This window comes from Pseudomonas sp. AC255 (genome assembly GCF_979258175.1).
Map to the genome: position 1 here is coordinate 2302521 of NZ_OZ409841.1, position 19912 is coordinate 2322432.

The 19912-nt window shown below is 58.9% G+C and carries 20 protein-coding genes; 15 read left to right on the plus strand and 5 right to left on the minus strand.

Translation table 11 applies throughout. From position 1 onward, the window contains the following. The first annotated feature begins 100 nt into the window (after positions 1–100). Positions 101–1288 carry an MFS transporter gene (locus tag ACZZ0K_RS10545; protein ID WP_095179994.1) on the plus strand — a complete coding sequence of 396 codons (1188 nt, stop codon included), beginning with the start codon at positions 101–103 and terminating at the stop codon, positions 1286–1288. Positions 1289–1345: 57 nt separating this feature from the next. On the opposite strand, the gene ACZZ0K_RS10550 is transcribed toward ACZZ0K_RS10545, so the two are convergent. Further along, the gene (locus ACZZ0K_RS10550) at positions 1346–2383 is read right to left on the minus strand and encodes an alpha/beta hydrolase family protein (RefSeq protein WP_150635350.1); all 1038 of its coding nucleotides are present in this window, start codon (positions 2381–2383) and stop codon (positions 1346–1348) included. A gap of 167 nt (positions 2384–2550) precedes the next feature. Next, positions 2551–3162, minus strand: a complete 612-nt coding sequence (locus ACZZ0K_RS10555) for an FMN-dependent NADH-azoreductase (protein ID WP_016774691.1) — start codon at positions 3160–3162, stop codon at positions 2551–2553. A 126-nt stretch (positions 3163–3288) separates the two neighbouring features. Between ACZZ0K_RS10555 and ACZZ0K_RS10560 the strand changes: the two genes are divergently transcribed. Together ACZZ0K_RS10560 and ACZZ0K_RS10565 are read left to right on the plus strand one after the other, a co-directional pair. Then, positions 3289–4197 carry a LysR substrate-binding domain-containing protein gene (locus tag ACZZ0K_RS10560; RefSeq protein ID WP_122507325.1) on the plus strand — a complete coding sequence of 303 codons (909 nt, stop codon included), beginning with the start codon at positions 3289–3291 and terminating at the stop codon, positions 4195–4197. Next, a complete protein-coding gene (locus ACZZ0K_RS10565; protein WP_110645259.1) occupies positions 4194–4553 on the plus strand; it encodes an MmcQ/YjbR family DNA-binding protein in 360 nt (119 codons plus the stop codon). Before ACZZ0K_RS10560 ends, ACZZ0K_RS10565 begins: the two co-directional genes overlap by 4 nt. A 138-nt stretch (positions 4554–4691) precedes the next feature. Here ACZZ0K_RS10565 and ACZZ0K_RS10570 read toward each other — a convergent pair whose 3' ends face one another. Then, complete coding sequence (locus ACZZ0K_RS10570) at positions 4692–5120, minus strand: DUF1294 domain-containing protein (RefSeq protein WP_258706670.1); 429 nt, start codon at positions 5118–5120, stop codon at positions 4692–4694. Continuing rightward, on the minus strand, positions 5117–5947 hold the full coding sequence (locus ACZZ0K_RS10575; protein ID WP_016774688.1) for an undecaprenyl-diphosphate phosphatase: 831 nt from the start codon (positions 5945–5947) through the stop codon (positions 5117–5119). The genes ACZZ0K_RS10570 and ACZZ0K_RS10575 overlap by 4 nt, the downstream gene beginning before the upstream one ends. Positions 5948–6251: 304 nt before the next feature. On the opposite strand from ACZZ0K_RS10575, the gene ACZZ0K_RS10580 reads away from it, so the two are divergent. From ACZZ0K_RS10580 to ACZZ0K_RS10620, 9 genes are all read left to right on the plus strand, one after another. Continuing rightward, the gene (locus tag ACZZ0K_RS10580; RefSeq protein ID WP_095179989.1) at positions 6252–7886 is read left to right on the plus strand and encodes a methyl-accepting chemotaxis protein; all 1635 of its coding nucleotides are present in this window, start codon (positions 6252–6254) and stop codon (positions 7884–7886) included. Between the two features lie 724 nt (positions 7887–8610). Further along, the gene (gene pnuC, locus ACZZ0K_RS10585; RefSeq protein ID WP_076563007.1) at positions 8611–9174 is read left to right on the plus strand and encodes a nicotinamide riboside transporter PnuC; all 564 of its coding nucleotides are present in this window, start codon (positions 8611–8613) and stop codon (positions 9172–9174) included. Beyond that, on the plus strand, positions 9171–9695 hold the full coding sequence (locus tag ACZZ0K_RS10590) for an AAA family ATPase (protein WP_256809784.1): 525 nt from the start codon (positions 9171–9173) through the stop codon (positions 9693–9695). Before pnuC ends, ACZZ0K_RS10590 begins: the two co-directional genes overlap by 4 nt. A 331-nt stretch (positions 9696–10026) precedes the next feature. Beyond that, on the plus strand, positions 10027–10476 hold the full coding sequence (locus tag ACZZ0K_RS10595) for a hypothetical protein (protein WP_256809783.1): 450 nt from the start codon (positions 10027–10029) through the stop codon (positions 10474–10476). A 1-nt stretch (position 10477) separates the two neighbouring features. Continuing rightward, positions 10478–11050 (plus strand): hypothetical protein, encoded by a 573-nt coding sequence (locus tag ACZZ0K_RS10600; RefSeq protein WP_041479691.1) that lies wholly within the window; start codon positions 10478–10480, stop codon positions 11048–11050. A gap of 73 nt (positions 11051–11123) precedes the next feature. Then, on the plus strand, positions 11124–12110 hold the full coding sequence (locus tag ACZZ0K_RS10605; protein WP_041479692.1) for a hypothetical protein: 987 nt from the start codon (positions 11124–11126) through the stop codon (positions 12108–12110). Between the two features lie 64 nt (positions 12111–12174). Then, positions 12175–12855 (plus strand): C39 family peptidase, encoded by a 681-nt coding sequence (locus ACZZ0K_RS10610; RefSeq protein ID WP_236168849.1) that lies wholly within the window; start codon positions 12175–12177, stop codon positions 12853–12855. A gap of 43 nt (positions 12856–12898) precedes the next feature. Next, complete coding sequence (locus tag ACZZ0K_RS10615; RefSeq protein ID WP_041479693.1) at positions 12899–13645, plus strand: hypothetical protein; 747 nt, start codon at positions 12899–12901, stop codon at positions 13643–13645. 45 nt (positions 13646–13690) lie between these two features. Next, positions 13691–15007 (plus strand): hypothetical protein, encoded by a 1317-nt coding sequence (locus ACZZ0K_RS10620; RefSeq protein ID WP_041479694.1) that lies wholly within the window; start codon positions 13691–13693, stop codon positions 15005–15007. An 85-nt stretch (positions 15008–15092) separates the two neighbouring features. Here the strand turns inward: ACZZ0K_RS10620 and ACZZ0K_RS10625 are convergent, their stop codons facing one another. Further along, a complete protein-coding gene (locus ACZZ0K_RS10625; RefSeq protein ID WP_076563015.1) occupies positions 15093–16418 on the minus strand; it encodes a sigma-54 dependent transcriptional regulator in 1326 nt (441 codons plus the stop codon). A 520-nt stretch (positions 16419–16938) separates the two neighbouring features. Between ACZZ0K_RS10625 and ACZZ0K_RS10630 the strand changes: the two genes are divergently transcribed. From ACZZ0K_RS10630 to ACZZ0K_RS10640, 3 genes are all read left to right on the plus strand, one after another. Next, entirely contained in the window at positions 16939–17205 is a 267-nt protein-coding gene (locus ACZZ0K_RS10630) for a hypothetical protein (protein WP_095179983.1), read from the plus strand. A 264-nt stretch (positions 17206–17469) separates the two neighbouring features. Beyond that, entirely contained in the window at positions 17470–18759 is a 1290-nt protein-coding gene (locus tag ACZZ0K_RS10635; protein ID WP_258708182.1) for an NHL repeat-containing protein, read from the plus strand. A gap of 132 nt (positions 18760–18891) precedes the next feature. After that, the gene (locus ACZZ0K_RS10640) at positions 18892–19818 is read left to right on the plus strand and encodes a hypothetical protein (protein WP_258708181.1); all 927 of its coding nucleotides are present in this window, start codon (positions 18892–18894) and stop codon (positions 19816–19818) included. The last annotated feature ends 94 nt before the right edge of the window (positions 19819–19912 follow it).

Sequence of the window (19912 nt, forward strand, 5' to 3'; positions counted from 1 at the left end):
GAACGATCATTAAGGCGAAGTAGTTAGCCTGCTTTCTTTTATCCCAGCCCCGCGCCATGATGGCGGCAACTCTCCCACCGCCGCCCGCGAACGAGTGCTCATGTCTGCGCAGCCACTGCCACCGCAAAGCTCCCTGGCGATCACCCTGCAGATCGTCTCCATCGTTTTCTATACCTTCATTGCCTTTCTCTGTATCGGGTTGCCGATTGCGGTACTGCCCGGTTACGTCCATGAGCAACTGGGTTTCAGCGCGATCATTGCCGGTCTGGTGATCGGCTCGCAGTATCTGGCCACCCTGCTCAGCCGGCCAATGGCCGGGCGCATGTCGGACACCCTGGGCACCAAGCGGGCGATCATTTATGGCTTGTGGGGGATTGTTCTCAGCGGCGCGCTGACGTTGCTGTCGACCTTGCTGCAAAGTTTCCCGCTGACCAGCCTGTTGATTCTGATTGCCGGGCGCCTGCTGCTTGGCATTGCCCAAGGCCTGATCGGTGTCGGCACCATCAGTTGGTGCATGGGCCAGGTCGGTGTCGAGCACACGGCAAAATCCATCGGCTGGAACGGCATCGCTTCTTACGGCGCGATTGCCATTGGCGCGCCGTTGGGCGTGGTGATGGTCGCTGAATATGGCTTTGTCAGCCTTGGCATCGCGCTGTCGGCGTTGGCGGCAGGCGCGCTGTGGTTGATCCGCAACAAACCTTCGGTGCCGGTGATTCGTGGCGAGCGCCTGTCGTTCTGGGCGGTGTTCGGCAAGATTGCGCCGTACGGCACCAGCCTGACGCTGGCTTCTATCGGCTACGGCACACTGACGACTTTCATCACCCTTTATTACCTCAATCGAGGCTGGACCGGCGCGGCTTACTGCCTGACCGTGTTTGGCGTGTGTTTCATTCTGTCGCGGCTGTTGTTCATCTCGGCGATTGCCCGGTTTGGCGGGTTTGCCTCGGCCATCGTTTGCATGTCGGTTGAAACTGTCGGGCTGGTGCTGTTGTGGCTGGCGCCCTCCACTGCGTATGCGTTGATTGGCGCAGGGCTGGCGGGGTTTGGGCTGTCTCTGGTGTACCCGGCGCTGGGCGTTGAAGCGATCAAACAGGTGCCGAGTTCCAGTCGTGGTTCAGGGTTGGGGGCTTATGCAGTGTTCTTCGATCTGGCGCTGGCGATCGCGGGACCGTTGATGGGCGCGGTGGCGTTGAATCTGGGCTATTCGTGGATTTTCTTCAGCGCGGCGTTGTTGTCGGTGACCGGGTTGGGCCTGACCTTGTTGCTCAAGCGTCGCGCGACCTCCTGAAACCACCGATCCCCTTGTAGGAGCTGACGAGTGCAGGAATTGGTGGCGGCGATGAAGTTATTGATCCGCCGTCTGCATCCCCGCCCTGCTCGATTTACCCAGTGCCTGGGCAAAAAACCGTCCGGCCTCGGAGATCAGGTTGCGATGAATATCCTCGCGATCCACCCCGTCGGCATCGGTGCACAATGCCGGCATGGCGCGGATCTGCTCTTCAGTGCACGGCGCCATGAACACGAAGTGCCCTGCCCCGGCCAGCAATTTGAAGTCCGGCGCGGTGGGCAGTTTGCGCGCCAGGGCCGCAGCGTTTTTATCGAAGGCCACCAGTTTGTCGCCGTCGCCGCTGTAGAGCAGCACCGGTACGTGCACATCGGCAAGGGTGTGGCGGCCGAACTTCAGGCTCAGCGGCGCCATCAGCAATAACGCGTGAACCCGTGGATCGGCCACTGGCTGCAAATCGTCGCGATCGACAATCAGCTCGCCTTGGGTGTTGCAGGCGTCGTGATCGTCCGGGCGTTCCTGGCAATAGCGGCGCAGACGATCCAGATCCGGTTGCGCCCCGGAAAGAATCAGCGCGGTCTCGCCACCGGCCGAATAACCGATCACACCGACCTGGTCAGCATTGACGAACGGGGCCAGCATGTTGTCGGCGAGGGTGGCGGTGATCGCTTGGGAAATCTGGATTGGCCGGCCGTAGAGATTGCTCAACGTGCCAAGTCGGCTGTGGTCGCGCCAGTTGTCGCCGGGATGAATCACCGCAACCACGACAAACCCCTTGCGCGCCAGCGACGTCGCCAGATCATGCAAGGCCAGCGGCGTGCCGGTATTGCCGTGGGACAGCATCAACATGGGAAAGCGGCCGATCGCGACCTTGGTGTCTTCTCCAGCCTCGACCGAGTAACCCTCAAGCAAACTCATGTGCTCGCGGTCACTGGACGGGTAAAAAGCGATGGCGCGCATCGGTTGCAAATCGAGCGGGTCGAGAAAGGTCATCTCGTGATAACCGACGCTCCAGACAGGGTGCCGCCCCGGCGCGGCCTGCACTGAATTCAGGCTGCCCAGCAGGCAAATCAGCAACATTGCACAAAGATGCCTCATGAATGCCCCACCCTGTCGGACCACATCGTCGGATGTGCTGAAACTGCATAACCCGGGCCAGATTATGTTACAGACAGAAACAAAAAACTCCGTATTCGGCCCTTGCGGAACCAGAATACAGAGTTTTTTGGGGATTGCCTGAACAGTCGCTGTTCTTTACGCAAGCCTTACGCGGCGGCGAACAGTTGCTCGCTGATCTTTGCTTGTGCAGCGCTCATGGCGTTGTTGCGCACTTCTTCGCCATAGGCCAGACCTTCCGCGCGAACGATCTCGATATCGGTAATGCCAAGGAAGCCCAGTACCAGCTTCAGATACTCTTCATGAGCGATGCCGCTGGCCTGACCGGCATGGATGCCACCAGAGGTCGACACAATCACCACTTTCTTGCCGCCGCACAGGCCTTCAGGGCCGGCTTCGGTGTAGCGGAACGTCTGGCCGGCGACGGCGACGCGGTCGATCCACGCTTTCAGTTGGGTTGGAACGGTGAAGTTGTACATCGGCGCGGCAATCACCACGGCGTCGGCGGCGATGAATTCGGCCAGGGTCGAAGCGCTCAGCTCGGCTTCGTGCTGTTGCGCAGCGTCGCGCAGTTCGGCGGTGGTGCCGGCGGCAACCAGCGTGGTCGACGAGAAGTGGCTGATCGCATCGGCGGCCAGGTCGCGGTAGGTAACCACGGCGCTCGGCTCGGCGGCTTGCCAGGCGTCGACGACTTGACGGCTCAACTGACGGGAAGCCGAGTTGTCGCCGAGAATGCTCGAATCGATGTGCAACAGTTTCATGTGGGTTCTCCTGAAAGAATCGCCGGCGGCGACGGAATGGAGACAATCCTACGCAACAAACCAATAGCTGATTAGTCGCCGACAATGCGATAGTTCGTCCCATTGATAGAACGACTGGAAACGCGCATGCAGGACCTCAACGATCTCTACTATTTCGCCAAAGTGGTCGAAGCCGGCGGATTTGCCGCCGCCGGGCGCCTGCTCGGTATTCCCAAGTCACGGCTTTCGAGAAGAATTGCCGAGTTGGAAGAGCGCCTCGGTGCACGTCTGCTGCAACGCACCACCCGCCAACTGAATCTCACTGCCGTCGGTGAACGCTATTTGCGCCACTGTCAGGCGATGCTGCTGGAAGCAGAGATGGCTGACGAGGCCGTGGCGAGCATGTCCAGCGAGCCTCGCGGACGCTTGCGGGTGTCGTGCCCTACCGGTCTGGCCCATGAAATGCTGCCGACGGTGATCAGCGATTTTCTCGGCAAGTTTCCTCAGGTGCAGCTGGAGGTCGTCCTGCTCAACCGCCGGGTCGATCTGGTCACCGAAGGCATCGATGTCGCCTTGCGTGTGCGCGATCATGGTGATGAAGATCCTTTGCTGGTCACCCGCCGCTTGCGTCAGGCGCAAGCAGTGGTGATCGCCAGCCCGGCGTTCATGCAAGGCAAGACCATCAATCATCCGCAGGACCTGAAAACCCTGCCGGTACTCGGCGCGCTGGAAGCCGATCGCATGGTTCATGTGCGTCTGCTCGATCAACAAGGCAAGAGCGTCGATCTGAGTATGGAAGCGCGGCTGGGCATTGATGATTTCGTGGTGCGCAAGGCCTGCGTGCTCGCCGGTCAGGGCTTTACTGTGCTGCCGATGATGTTCTGCGAAACCGAATTGCGTAACGGCACGCTGGTGCAGGTGCTACCGCAATGGTCATTGCCTGGCGGCTGGCTGCAAGCGGTGTATCCGCACCGGCGCGGGGTAATGCCGGCGGTGCGCGCATGGATCGATCACCTGGTCGAATCGTTCAATGCCTGCGGGGATCGATTTCTATGAAACAGGGAAGAATGAGCGAAGCCGAAGTTGCCGAGTTTTGTCTGGCCCTGCCCGGCGCGCGGGAAGATTACAAATGGGGCGGCGTGCGGGTGTTCTCGATTGCCGGCAACAAGATGTTTGCCTTGCAGGGATTACGTGGGGATTCGCTGGCGTTCAAGGTCGACAAGGATCTGTTTCTCGGCCATTGCGACCGCCCGGGGATTCATCCGGCGCCGTATCTGGCGCGGGCGCAGTGGATCATCATGCACCCGCCCTACCCGCTGGGTGCCGAGGAATTACAGGGTTTGTTGCAGCGATCGCATCAACTGGTGGTGGGCAAGTTGCCCAAGAAGACTCAAATCGGTCTGCTTTTGTAAGCACGCAAATCCTGTGGGAGCGAGCCTGCTCGCGAAGGCGGTTTGTCAGGCGACTCATCAGCGAGGATGAGATTGCGTTCGCGCTCTGCGTCCCAAAAGATCGCAGCCTTCGGCAGCTCCTACAGGGGTAAGTGTTTTTTAGATCAAAGACAGCAGGTTTGAACCGAGGAAAATCTGGTCAATCCAGAACACTTGGTGCAGCAACACGATCACCCAGAACAGAATCTGAAACGACACCTTGCGCGTTTTGTGCCGGAACACCTGCTGCGCGATCAAAGCACCCGGCCAGCCACCCGCCAGTTCAACCGCATGCAGGATGTTTTCCGGCGTGCGCCAGGCGTCGGCGCGGGCTTTGCGTTTGTCGGCCCAGTACAGAAAGAACGCCAGCACACTGACAATCCCGTACGCCGACAGCGGCACCCGCGAGATGCCGCTGAGCCACATCGACAGCGAGCCGAACAGCGGCAGCGCGCAGACGATCAGCAACACCACAAGCTTCAATTTCAGATGCTGAACGCGGCCGCCTGTAGGTCGTCGCTCAGGGCGGCGCGTGCGCGGATCATTCATGCCTTCGCTGCCGACCAATCCACCCAGCCGAACTGCCAGGTCGCCAGAATGAACAGGCCGAACGCAATCCGGTACCAGGCAAACGCTGCGTAGCTGTGGCTGCCAATGAACTTGAGCAGGCCGCGTACAGCGATCATGGCGAAGATGAACGCCGTGACAAAACCAATGGCGAACACCGGGAAATCCGCCGGCACGAACAGGTCGCGGTATTTGTAACCTGAATACACCGCCGCACCGACCATGGTTGGCATGGCGAGGAAGAAAGAAAACTCGGTGGCCGTCTTGCGTGACAGGCCGAAAAGCAAGCCACCAATGATCGTCGAGCCGGAACGCGAGGTGCCTGGAATCATCGCCAGGCATTGCGCGAAGCCGATTTTCAACGCGTCGGTCCAGCGAATCTCGTCGACGGTTTCGGCATGCACTTCATGCTGGCGCTGTTCGGCCCACAACATGATGATTCCGCCGATGACCAGCGCCGCCGCCACGGTGATCGGGTTGAACAGATATTCGTGGATCAGATCGGCAAAAATTACGCCGAGCACTACGGCCGGCAGGAAGGCGATCAGCAGGTTGGCGGTGAAACGCCGGGCGCTCGGCTGGGTCGGCAGGCCGATCACCACGTCGAGGATCTTGCGCCGAAATTCCCAGACCACCGCGAGGATCGCGCCGAGCTGGATGATGATGTTGAACGCCATGGCCCGTTCGCCGCCGAAGTTCAGCAAGTCGGCGACGATGATCTGGTGTCCGGTACTTGAAATGGGCAAAAACTCCGTGAGCCCTTCTACAACGCCTAATATCAGTGCCTGCAAGGCAGTCCAAAGATCCATCAATCCCCCAAAGAGCGATGCGCGCGGCATGCCCCGATAGTATTTTTAGCGTTCACTGCGTTCAGCGTAGCGGGTTAAAGCTGTATCGATTCCGCGCGCACAGGATCTACACGAAACGGTAAAAACTCCGTGAAATTTCGAAACCGGATTCAGGTTTTCGCGTGCGGGGCCGAAATCTTAACAGACAAGCCTTAATAGCGCTCCCCGCGTTAGGCGGCTCAAGTTGCGCAATCGCGAGCCCACAGCTGTGGCTGGATGCTGGCGATCGTTTATTACAAGAACAAGAATCCGGAGTGACAGCGTTATGAACAGCTTGCGCAGTGTGTCGATCAGCCGACGCTTGTGGCTCATCTTGATCGTGGCGGTGGTCATGTTGCTGACCTTGGGCGTGCTGATGCTCAAGCAGATCCATGACGACCTCTACCACGCCAAGGCGCAGAAAACCCAGCACGTGGTGCAGACCGCCAGTGGCCTGCTCACCTATTACCAAGGTCTTGAGACCGCTGGCACCCTGACCAGGGATGCCGCGCAAAAGCAGGCACTGACCGCGATCCGTGGCCTGCGCTACGACCAGAGCGACTACTTCTGGATCAACGACCTCACGCCCGTGATGGTCATGCACCCGACCAACCCCAAACTTGAAGGCCAGAACCTCTCGGCGATCCGCGACCCGGACGGCTTTGCGGTGTTCAACGAAATGGTCGCCATCGCCAAGGCCAAAGGCGCGGGCATGGTCAATTATCGCTGGCCGAAGCCGGGAGCGACTGATCCCGTTGCCAAGACCTCTTATGTGAAGCTGTTTGAGCCGTGGGGCTGGGTGATCGGCTCCGGCGTGTATGTCGACGATGTGCAAGCCGAATTCCAGGGGCAGATGATCAAGGCGTCGGCCATCGGCCTGGCGATTGCGCTGATCATGGCGCTGCTGGTGATTCTGATCGCACGCAGCATCGTCCGTCCGTTGCAGGAAACCGTGAATGCGATGGCCAACATCGCCAGTGGCGAAAGCGACCTGACCCGCAGCCTCGATACCCATGGCAAGGATGAAGTCACCGAACTGGCCCATCACTTCAATGCCTTTACGGCCAAGCTGCGCCGGGTGATCGGTGATCTGCAGGTATCGGCCAGCGCTCTGGGGCAGTCTTCCAGCGAGCTGGGTAACGATGCCTCGCAGGCGCAGCAGCGCAGCCAGCAGCAGTCGCAGCAGATGGAACTGGTAGCCACGGCGATCAATGAAGTTACCTACGGCGTGCAGGACGTGGCGAAAAACGCCGAACACGCCGCCGCAGAAATGCGCGATGCCGAAGCGCAGGCGCAACAGGGGCAGATCAATATTGACGGCAGCCTGCAACAGATCGACAAGCTCTCGGGCACGATTGATCAAGCGGTGGAAGTGATCCGCACCCTGGCGGCGGAGAGTACGCAGATTGGCAGCGTGCTGGAGGTGATTCGTTCGATTGCCGAACAGACCAACCTGTTGGCCTTGAACGCGGCGATTGAAGCGGCGCGCGCGGGAGAACAGGGTCGCGGGTTTGCCGTGGTGGCCGATGAGGTGCGCTTGCTGGCCCAGCGTACGCAGAAATCGACGGCGGAGATTCAGTCGATGATCGAGCGTTTGCAGAATCATTCGGAGGCTGCGGTGAAGGTGATCGGCGACAGCAGCAAGGCCTCGCAACTGACCATTGAACAGGCGGGACTGGCCGGGGCGAGCCTTAATGCGATTGGCCAGGCGTTGCGTAATCTCAACGGTCTCAATGCGTCGATTGCCAGCGCTACGCTGCAACAGGCGCAGGTGGTTGAGGACATCAACCAGAACGTCACCCAGGCGGCCGGGCTTTCCCATAGCACCGCGTTGGCGGCTGAGCAATCCAGTGCAGCCAGCCTGCGGCTTGGGCAACTGAGCGAACAGCTCAACGGGCTGCTGCGCCAGTTCCGGGTCTGACCGGTCACCGAGGTGAGCCCACCCTCACCCCAGCCCTCTCCCCGAGGAGAGGGAGCAGATCACTGCGCTTTTCATGATCTGCGTTCGACGCGTTATTCCAGGTCGGCGTACCTCGACCAAACAACGCGATCAGTTCCCTCTCCCTCCGGGAGAGGGTTAGGGTGAAGGGCTTTTGATCGCAGATCACTGGGCTTTTCATGATCTGCGTTCGACGCGTTATTCCAGGTCGGCGTACCTCGACCAAACAACGCGATCAGTTCCTCTCCCTCCGGGAGAGGGTTAGGGTGAGGGGCTTTTGATCGCAGATCACTGGGCTTTTCATGATCTGCGTTCGACGCGATATTCCAGGTCGGCGTACCTCGACCAAACAACGCGGTCAGTTACCTCTCCCTCCGGGCGAGGGTTAGGGTGAGGGGCTTTTGATCGCAGATCACTGGGCTTTTCATGATCTGCGTTCGACGCGTTATTCCAGGTCGGCGTACCTCGACCAAACAACGCGGTCAGTTCCCTCTCCCTCCGGGAGAGGGTTAGGGTGAGGGGCTTTTGATCGCAGATCACTGGGCTTTTCATGATCTGCGTTCGACGCGTTATTCCAGGTCGGCGTACCTCGACCAAACAACGCGGTCAGTTCCCTCTCCCTCCGGGAGAGGGTTAGGGTGAGGGGCTTTTGACCTGACTAATGCAGTACAATCCGCCCCCTTCTCAACTCCCCCAAGGATCACTCATGTCCGGGCTTGAACTGTTTGCCGCTGCCCTCGGTGTCATCGCCGTGTGGCTGACGGTCAAGCAGAATCCGTGGTGCTGGCCGATCGGGCTGGTCATGGTGTTGCTCTACAGCTGGATCTTCTTTGAGGTGAAGCTGTATTCGGACATGTTGCTGCAAGTGATCTACGCCGCGCTGCAGATCTACGGCTGGTGGCAGTGGACCCGCGCCGGGACGATGCATGACGGTCGCCAGGTTACCCGCCTCGATGCACGCTCGATGGTGCTCGGCCTCGGCGTTGGGGCGATCGGCAGTGTGTTGCTGGGCGCGGCGATGGCGCACTGGACCGACGCCGCACAGCCGTGGCTCGATGCCGCGCTCACCGGTTTCAGTCTGGTCGCGCAACTGTGGATGGCGCAAAAACGTCTGCAATGCTGGGCGCTGTGGTTCGTCCTCGATGTGATCTTTGTCGGCCTGTTCATCTATAAAGGCCTGTACCTGACCGCCGCGCTCTACGCGCTGTTTACCTTGCTCGCCGTGCAAGGCTGGCGGGAATGGCGCGCCGATCCGGCGTTGCGCACATGAAAGTCGTTGTTCTCACCGGCCCGGAATCCACCGGCAAGAGCTGGCTGGCGGCAGGGTTGGAGCAGCGTTTCGGCGGCGTGCGCGTTGATGAATATGTTCGTCGGTTCATCGAAGACAACCCACGCGACACTTGCCTTGCGGATATCCCTGATATCGCCCGGGGCCAGTTGCAATGGGAAGATCAGGCGCGCGCGAAACAGCCCCCACTGCTGATTCTCGACACCCACCTGCTGAGCAATATCCTTTGGAGCCAGACTCTGTTTGGCGACTGCCCGGCCTGGCTGGAAACCGAGTTACTGGCGCGCCATTACGACCTGCACCTGCTGTTGTCCCCGCAACAGATCGACTGGACCGAAGACGGCCAGCGCTGCCAACCGGATCTTGCGGATCGAGTGACCTTCTTCAAGGCCACCCGCGCTTGGCTAATCCAGCATCAACAGCCGATACAAATCATCAAAGGCAATTGGGCCGAACGCCAGACACAAGCCTTTGCGGCGGTCGAGCGTTTGCTGTCCAGATGAGCCGCCCGGCAGCTTTTAACGCAAAACTGTCCGTTTTTGAAACACTCCCGACCGCGCAAAGGCCCCGCCCAAGCGTCATTCATCCTTGCGTCACGTGATCTGTTACGCCGATGAAACACCTCGGCGCAAACCCCTGTTCCAGAGCTTTCCGGCGCCCATTGCCCCTCAAGCGATCCGCCCTTTGTCTCAGCGCTGAAACAGTGCCCGCAACAGGGAATTTCCCAAAGCATGTAAGCCGTTGAAATAAAAAGATAATTCAAAACCGGCACAGCTTTCGCTCTCTCCTTCACAACGCTGAATAACCCAGCCCACTGAAGAAGGAATTGCAGCCGTGGGGAAATTCAATAAAGGCCTGACCTGCCTCCTGCTGATCGGATCAGCCGCCAGCGCTTTGATCAGCGTCAGCGCCCAGGCTGAAGGCAACGGCGTGATCGTCCTTAACCGCGACGTTCAACCCATCGCGATCGGGCGCAATGGCGGCAAAGACCCCTATCCGACCACGGTCAACGCCAACCCTTCGGTGCGGATCAACCAGACCCTCAGCAGTACCGAACTCACTGACGGTGATTTCGCCAGTGTCGCCAGCGGCTCATCGATTCGCGGCAACATGACCACGCCCAGTTCCAACCTGCCCGGCATGAACACCCTGACCAATCAGAACGGCCTGCCCGGCATGCGTACTGGCAGCGGCGGTGGTTCTGGCGCCTCGATCTCCAATACCGTCAACCGGGCAATGAGCACCGGGCTGGCGCCTCTGACTCGTATGGCCGGAGGCCAATGACATGAATCGCACCCTGCTGCTTCTCGCCCTGCTCGGCTGCACCAGCGCCATGGCCGATTCGGCTTCAGTCAACAAGGCAAACATTCAGGATTCCGGCGCTCAGTATCGCGGCAACTTCAATGTCAACCAGGCTGCCGGTGACCAGATGCAACAAGCCAACACCAAGGCGATTGCCATCGGCACCGAAGCCCATGCCACCACCAGCGTCAGGCAGACCATCGACACGCCCGCCAGCCGCGCCATCGACGCGAGCGCCAACATCGGCGGCAACTCTTTCAGCAATGGCAACGGCATCCTCGGTGTTAACCAGGGCGCCGGTGCCAACAATCAAATGGCCAACGTGACGCGCGTCAGCATCAGTGCCGGCCCGCAGAGCGTTGACGACAGCGCCCTTTCGCAACAGAACGTGGCGTTTTTACCGAGCTCAGGAGCAACTGGTACCTCAATCGGCAGTCGCCAGGTCACGACCAGTGATCAGGCCTTCACCGGCAGCCGCGGGGTAATCCAGGTGAACCAGAGTGCCGGGGTGGGGAACCGCATGGCTAACACCCTGAGCATCCGGGTCGCAGACTGACCCAAACAAAAAGCAGTGCAATTAGAAAAGTCCCAACACTTAACCAACTAATAAGCACGACGGAGAAACAACCATGAAACCTACAATGGCTCTCAAACCACTGGTTTTCGCACTCGCAGCAGTGATGGCAATGGCAGCACAGGCCGACGGTCGTGGTAACGGGCATGGCAATGGACACGGCAATGGTCACGGCCAGCCACAAGGTCCGAATCTTGAACAACTGCTGCAGATCACCGCAGGCGCCGGCGCCGCTGTACTTGACGCACAAAACAGCGACGGCAACGTGGTGAAAAACCAGGGCACCCTGAACAACGCCAATGCCAGCGACTCGCTCAACGGCTCCAACGGCAACATGGGTGCCAACGTGGCGGGCGGCGACGGCAACCAGCAGGACAACGCTGCTGCGCTGGCTACCGCTGACGAAAGCTTCATCTTCGGCAATGCTGTTGCCGCCTCGAGCGCGACTCAGGTGAACAACAACAACTACGTGAAAAACTCTTCCACCTTCAACAACGCCAACCTCACCAATACTGGCAACAACGGTTCCGGCAACATCGGCATCAACGTGACCGCCGGCAACTTCAACCAACAGAAAAACAATCTCGCCATCGCCGTTTCCGGTGGTCGTGTAGCGCAGGCTGCCGCCTCTGCCAACCAGTCCTCGACTGGCCTGGTCGTGGAAAACAAAGGCGTGCAGGCTTACAAAACCGACACCCTTACCGGTACTTATGCAGCCGCTGGCGTGTTCAAAGCCAAAGGCACTGCGACCATCGAAGACGACAACGACCATGGTGGTTGGGGTAACCGTGGCGGCGGCCATGGCGGCAACGATGATCAGAAAGCCAAGTTCGAAGCCGTGGGTACTTTTGGCCTCGCTGGCGTCACCACCCAACAAGTGTTGACCAAAGATGGCTGGAAAACTCCTGTCGTCAACAACGCCAACATGACCAACTCGATGAACAACTTCTCCGGCAACGGCGGAGCCAACGTCTCGGCGGGTGTGGGCAACCAACAAAGCAACTCGCTGTCCATCGCCGCAGGTTGCAAAGCCTGCATGTAATCGCGATCGAAACGAAAGCCCCGGCAACGGGGCTTTTCCTCGGTTCCACAAGGCGTATTCGATCATGCGGACTCCTGCCCTCCTCGCTCTGCTTTGTCTGTGCGGCCTGACTCAGGCGGCCCAGATGCCCGTCGCTGCCCTGCCGGGTGGCGTGCTGGTCTACAAGGATGTGCAAAGCATTCGTGAGCGCAAGTTTGCCGACATCGTCGAACAGAAAACCGACTTCAGCTGCGGCGCTGCTGCACTGGCGACGGTCCTGCGCCAGGCCTATTGGCTCGACGTCGATGAGGAGCACATCATCAAAGGCATGCTGGTCAACGCTGATCAGGACCTGGTGCGAACCCAAGGTTTCTCCATGCTCGACATGAAGCGCTACGTAGAAAGCATCGGCATGCGCGCCCGTGGCTACCGGATCCCGCCCGAGAAACTCGAAGCGGTGACCATTCCGGTGGTGGTTCTGATGGACATTCGTGGTTACAAGCATTTCGTCGTCCTGCAGCGCTCGGACAAGGATTGGGTCTACATCGGTGACCCGGTTCTCGGCCACAAGCGCTACAAACAAGACGACTTTGTCAAAGGTTGGAACGGCATTGTCTTTGCCATCGTCGGCCCCGGTTACGACAAGGCCAACGCCTTGCGCAGCCCTCCCGTGCCGCTGACGGCGAAGAACTCGCTGGATAGTTTCAACCCGGTCAAAGATGCGGAATTGATGGATTTCGGGTTCATTCAGAGCGACTTCTTTTAATCGCCGAGTTAGAGAATGGGACTGGATGTCCCGGGAGCAGCAGATGAAAAGCTCATACTGGCTGGCCGCCGCCTGCCTGGCAGCGAGTGCGTCAGGTTTAGCCCATGCCGGATTCAAACCCATCGAAATCAAGGACCAGGAGCTCGCCGAGCTGCGCGGTCGTTACGTCATGCCGGGGCGGATCATCAGCTTCGGCATTGTCATGAGCAGCACCTGGCGCAACGCCAGCGGCGACTTGATCGGGGCCGCGACCTCGATGCAGATCCAGGCCGCAACCGTCAAACCGGAATTCTACGTCTCGACCATCAAGGAGTCGGGCAACGGCAGCGCCCTCACCGCAGGCACCGGCAGCGTAATCGGTGGCGCCGGCCTCAACAGCAGCCAGGGTGTGACGCAAAGCGTACGCGCCGCCGGCGATGGCAACACCGCCAACAACAACGTCGCGATCAACGTCAGCGAAGCCAGTCAGGCGCCGGCACTGGTGCCATCGCAAGGCCAGGCCCTTATCGCCGGACAAACCATTACTGGCAGCAACGGCGCCGGCAGTGTCGCGGTTTCAGCCAATGGCGGTGGCGTGCAAATGGCCATTCAGGCCAGCGGCAATCAAGGCACGGCACTGCAACAGGTCGCCCAGGGCGGGCTGCTGCAGAACACCCGATTGCTGGGCAGCGCCAACGTGGTCAACAACCTTACGCAACTCAACGTCGTACTTAACAATAACGGCAGAAGCGCCGGTGCACTGGATTGCAACCTGACCCAACTCGGGGCCCTACGCAATATCGGATATTGAACTACGCTGAGTCTCGATCATTGGGCTTAAAGGGACGGCTTATTCATGTATCGATCAGTATCACTGCGTGCTGCAGTGTGTTTGAGTACCCTTCTCCCGGCGGCAATGCTGCAAGCAGCACCCGACGCCGATGTAGAAGCCCTGAAACGGGAACTTCTGGAACTGAGACAACGATACGAACAACAACAACAAGCGCTGGCGGTACTTGAACAACGGGTCCGCCAGGTAGAAGAAACACCCGCCGCCCCACCGCCAAAACGGCTGGCAAAATCGCCGTCCGACATGAAAGGCAATCGCGTCGCCGCCGGAGCCGCCACAGGCACCGGTGCGGCCGCTGCATCGGGAGGCGCCGCCGGGGGCAGCGGCGCTTCCTACGGTCAATCGCTGGCCGATGATTCACAACCGGCGCAAAGCGTTTCCAACCTGTATGACGAAGCCAGCGGTTTCTTTGGCGGCGGCAAGTTCAGCGTGGAAACCGGCCTGACCTATTCGCGCTATGACACCCGCCAGTTGATCCTGAACGGGTTCCTTGCGCTGGATTCGATCTTTTTGGGCAACATCAACCTCGACCGGATCAAGGCCGACACCTGGACCCTGGACCTCACCGGCCGCTACAACTTCGATAACCGCTGGCAGTTCGACCTGAACGTGCCGGTGATCTATCGCGAGTCGACGTATCAATCCGGCGGCGGCAACGAGGGCGCGGCTGGCGTAACAACAGAAGAAACCGTCACCAAGGATCCAACCATCGGCGACGTCAACTTCGGTATTGCCTACAAGTTTCTCGACGAATCGGTCAACACCCCGGACGCCGTCGTCACCTTGCGCGTCAAGGCGCCGACCGGCAAAGACCCGTTCGGCATCAAACTGCGCCAGACCGACGCCAACTCCAACCTGTTCGTCCCCGACACCCTGCCCACCGGCAACGGAGTCTGGTCGATTACGCCGGGTATCTCGCTGGTCAAGACGTTTGACCCGGCGGTGCTGTTCGGCAGCCTTTCCTACACCCACAACCTCGAGGAGTCGTTCGACGACATCAGCTCTACGGTCAATCAGAAAAACCCGGGCAAGGTTAAGATTGGCGACAGCTTCCAGATCGGCGCCGGTATCGCCTTCGCGCTTAACGAGAAGATGAGTATGTCGTTCTCGGTCTCCGACCTGGTGCAACGCAAAAGCAAGCTGAAACAGGACGGCGGCGATTGGGAATCGGTGGTGTCCAGTGATGCCAACGCCGGTTACTTCAACGTCGGCATGACCATCGCAGCCACCGACAACCTGACGATCGTGCCGAACTTGTCGATCGGTATGACCGATGATGCGCCGGACTTTTCGTTCAGCCTGAAATTCCCGTATTACTTCTAAAAGCAAAAGATCGCAGCCTTCGGCAGCTCCTACATTGTTCCGTGTAGGCGCTGCCGAAGGTTGCGATCCTTTGATGTTCAGCTGTTTAACGAATCTGATGCTTATGCAACAACCGATAAAAAGTAGGCCGCGAAACCCCTAAAACTTTTGCGGCCACACTCAAATTATCACTGTGTCGATTCAACACATCACACAACGCCTGCCGTTCCGCCCGGGTCTTGTAGTCTTCCAGCGTGCCCATCGGCGTGGCGATGGAATGCTGACTGATCAACCCTAAATCCCGCGCCTCGATCTGGCGGCCCTCCGCCAACACCAACCCACGCCTGACCCGGTTAGCCAGCTCGCGCACATTGCCCGGCCAGTCGTGCTTGCCCATGGCAATCAGCGCGTCTTCGCTGAAGCTTCTTGGTCGACGCCCGGTTTCATGGCTGTAGAAGTGCGAAAAGTGGTTGGCCAGCATCGACAGATCGCCATGACGTTCACGCAACGGCGCTGTGACCACTTGCAGGACGTTGAGCCGGTAATAAAGGTCTTCACGAAAGCGCTTCTTCTCGATTGCTGCTTCCAGGTCAACGTGGGTTGCGGCCAGCACGCGCACATCGACCGGTATCGGCTGACTGCCCCCTACCCGTTCAATATGCTTTTCCTGCAGAAAGCGCAGGAGATTGGCCTGCAATTCCAGCGGCAGGTCGCCGATTTCGTCGAGGAACAACGTGCCGCCATTGGCCGCTTCGATGCGTCCGACCTTGCGCTGGTGCGCGCCGGTGAACGCGCCTTTTTCGTGGCCGAACAATTCTGACTGAATCAAATGCTCGGGAATCGCCCCGCAGTTGATCGCTACAAAAGGTTTGTTGTGGCGCTGGGATTGTCGGTGCAGGGTGCGCGCGACGAGTTCCTTGCCGGTGCCGCTTTCGCCGCGAATCAGCACGGGCGATTCGGTGGGGGCCAGTTTGCTAAGGAGTTTGCGCAGTTCGCGGATCGGTTTGCTGTCGCCGAGCAGTTCGTGCTCCGGCTGATCGACATGAATCGTGCCCTGCCCGCGCAGGCGTGCCATGCCGAAGGCGCGGCCGAGGGTGACCTGTACGCGGGAAACGTCGAAGGGCAAGGTGTGGAAATCGAAAAACCATTCACAAACGAAATCGCCAACGTTCTGCAAGCGCAGGACTTCCTGATTGAGCACAGCGATCCATTCGGTGCCGCTGCGGCTGATCAGTTCTTTGACGGCTTCGGGTCGTTCCAGGTGAAACGGCTGCAAACGCAGCAGGCCGACATCGCAGGCCCGGGATGCGGCGTTTTCCAGATTACAACTGTCGACATCCCAGCCTACGGCGCGCAATCCGGGCAACAGGCGATAACAGTCGTCGCAGGGATCGACCACCAGTAAACGTCTCGATGCAGGCGCTTCGCTCATGACTGTTCCTTGGCGCCAAATTTGATAAATGATCGTAAAAACAGTCATTTGGCAGACCCGGTTGTAACACTAGCAAGATTTTGACGGGGGCTTGTACCGATTGCTTATAGGCCGGGTATTAAAAGAGTTATAAGAAAGTTGGTTGTTAGTTAGCTATCGACTATTTGCGGTGAATCCAAGAGCGGCCCCTCACCCTAGCCCTCTCCCGAGGGAGAGGGCTAGGGTGAGGTATACGCGAGGTCAGCCGATCTGAAAGACCGAGCCGAACTCCAGTTTGAAAAGCCCACAACTCGGCTCCCTCTCCTCGGGGAGAGGGCTGGGGTGAGGGGTGAATTCAGCGCGGTGTTCGGACATGTGCAGGTTTAACGAAACGAACTTACGTTATGTAAAGAATCTGAAATTTCTTTGTTTCACTTGTGACCCGCCCCCCGGTTGCGTGCATCAGTACAAGTAACCAGCCGCACGGTATGCCCAACCGACGGCACATCATTTGATTGGGCGCCAATAGAGAGAAGAACCCATGACTGCCCCGCTGCGTATCAACGAAGCTCTTTTGATTGCCAACCACGCGTTCAAGCCTTTTCAATGCGTGGCCTGGGCGCCACAAGACGGCAATGGCGAACTGAGCCTGACCGTCGTCGACCGCACCAACTCCCACATCGGTCGCAAACAGATCCCGAGCAGCGCCTACTCTGACCCGGCGCAACTCGAACAACTGCTGCAGCAGGCCCGCGCTGAGCTCAGCGAAGACGGCCACACACTGCAATCGTGGTCGATGCCACACTGATTACCGAACAAGGGCGGATGACGTTAAAGTCATCCGCCCTTGTTGTATGCGTAGTCGAACAATCAACGTAGTTGCAGTGCCGTTTCATCGAAAGTACTTGGCTCGCTTGCGAGTGGTTCAACAAGACACTGTTCTGGCACAGTGCGACCGTCCTTCTGTTAGTTCCCCCAGTTGTACTTCTCGCGGTTCAGGGATTGAATGTTTCGCTCGTGCAGTCAGCCTCCCAACCACTGGGTATCGGCTCAGGCACAAGGAGACGCGTGCATGTCCACCCTGAGCCCTTACGCGCTGCCTACTGCATGGACCGCCCCCGGTTCGCTCGACCCGACATTCGCCATTGGCGGTGTTGCGCAGGTGTACTTTGCCGGCAGTTTGTCCAGCCAGACCCAACATGTCACGCTCGATGCACAGGGTCGGATTCTGGTCGCCGCCAAGGTCGGTACATCCAAGGGAAGTCGTTTTGGCCTGGCGCGGCTGCTGGCCGATGGTTCGGCGGATTTGTCGTTCGGCTTTCAGGGCAGCGTGATCGGCAGTTTCGTCGAGGGTTTCGAAGCCAAGGCCGGCAAGGTTCAGGTGTTAGCCGACGGCAAGATTCTGCTGGCCGGCCTGCATTATGAAGACACCCAACGCACCCTGCCCGCCCTCGCCCTGTTCGATGCCAACGGCCAGCCAGACCGATTCTTCGGCGATGACGGTTTCCAGGTGGTGCGACTGCCCGGCGAGCTGTCCATGGGCACCCGCGACAACTGGTTGCCGCCGGGCGTGCCGGGCGTCGAAGCCTGTGACTTTGTGGTGCAGGAAGACGGCCGTATTCTACTGATCGCCAACCATCATTTCAGCCTTGCCGACCACGCCGGCATATTGATCCGCCTGCAACCCGATGGATTTCTCGACGAATCATTCAACGGACGCGGATTTGTAGTAGTCCGCCACCTGCTGCTCAATACCTGGCTGAGCACGCTGTTGTTGAAGGAGGATGGGCGCATCGTCGTCGCAGGTTCCATCGACTTTCCTCAGCAAGGCCTGTTGGCGGTGTATCGGCCCGATGGCAGCCTGGATGAGCGCTTCGCCGTCGATGGCTTCATGGCCTTCAAGGCCCACGGCAATAGCGCTCAGGTCAGCCAGATCATTGAGTCCGACGACAGGCTTTATTGCTTCGGCAGCAGCCGCGATCCAATCCGCTGTTTGACGATTGTTTTGCACGCCAACGGTCGACCGGACCTGCACTGTCATCAGGGCCAACCACAGGTGTTGGACATCGGCCCCAGCGGATGCCAATGGAACGCCGCCCAGCTAATGAGCGACGGCCGCATCGTCGCCGTGGGCGCGACCATTGGCGGGGTTCAAGCGGACTTCATGGTCGCGCGCTATCAACTCGATGGCAGCCTCGATCCGGCGTTCGGTGAGGGCCATGGCTGGTTGCGCACGCGACTGGGACGCAGCATGGATTCGGCCAGTTCGGTGACCGTGCAGCACGACGGCGGGATTCTGCTGGGCGGGTTTTCGCTGGATGGGAATTATCGGGCGGTGGTAGTGCGGTATCTCGATCGGTAATCGGAGGAGCCTTACCTTTGGTCGGAAATACCCATGGACCTGTAATTTCTGACAGTAGACGGCGAGTTTTACTAGGCATCAGATAGCCGGACGCGCAGATCGCTGCGCGCTATCCCGAAAAAGGAATTTGATATGAACGATTTGGTAACACCGTCCAAACATCGGACAAACATTCAACTTGCGCCGGAGAACATTGAGCTTGATGCACCCCGCATTCATTCAGTTACCAACGGCGACGGGGAATTCATTCCATCCGAGGGCACTACCACCAACGGTGATTTGTCTTTCATCGGTTCGGCGCAGCCGAATCAATTCGCGGAGATACTGGACGATGGGATTCCGGTGCACCCTCCCGTTAATGTAGATGTAAACGGGCATTTCAGCGCCCTGCTGGTTAACCAGAAACGAGGTCTTCATTTTTATAGTGTTGAAACGACCGATGGCCAGCAGTCCGCGATGTGGATCATCGATGTGGATGTGAAAGAAACGCTTTCAATCGAATCTGTGTACGCCCCTGATGGCAGGCTCATTGGTAACGGTGAAACCACATTTCATACTGAACTGAGTTTCACCGGCGTCGCCACGCCAGGCAAAGTCGTGGAGCTGGTAAATAACGGTATAGTTGTGAAACTCCTTAATGTCGCTTCAGACGGACATTGGAGCGCCAATCTCAAAGACCTCGACACAGGCACCCAGAACTTCATCGCACGGGAGCCAAACGGGCAGCAATCATCCCCTTGGCAGGTGCATATAAAGGAACCCGCGTCGATTAGCATCCAGTTCGTCGTGGGGAATGAAAACTTCCAATTGATCGGGAATCACAAGTCTACGACCGACAGAACGGTAACATTGGTCGGCACAGCGAACCCAGGTGAAACCGGCTGGATTGTCGATTATCACCGTGACCTCGTGCCGTTCGCCGCTAACGATAACGGTGTCTACTTCGCTACGATCGAGGGTCTGGAGGAAAACCTCATTCATACCTTCCGGCTGCGATCCGACCTAGGCCGACTCTCCTCGCCTTGGGCAATCAGGGTAATTTCTTCGAAACTGGGATAAACGCATGAGGGCCGGCCGGATAATGACCCGGTCGGCCTCCGTTTTTCCCGCTTTTCCCGGCGCGGTCACTCAACGATGAACAGCTATAAAACCC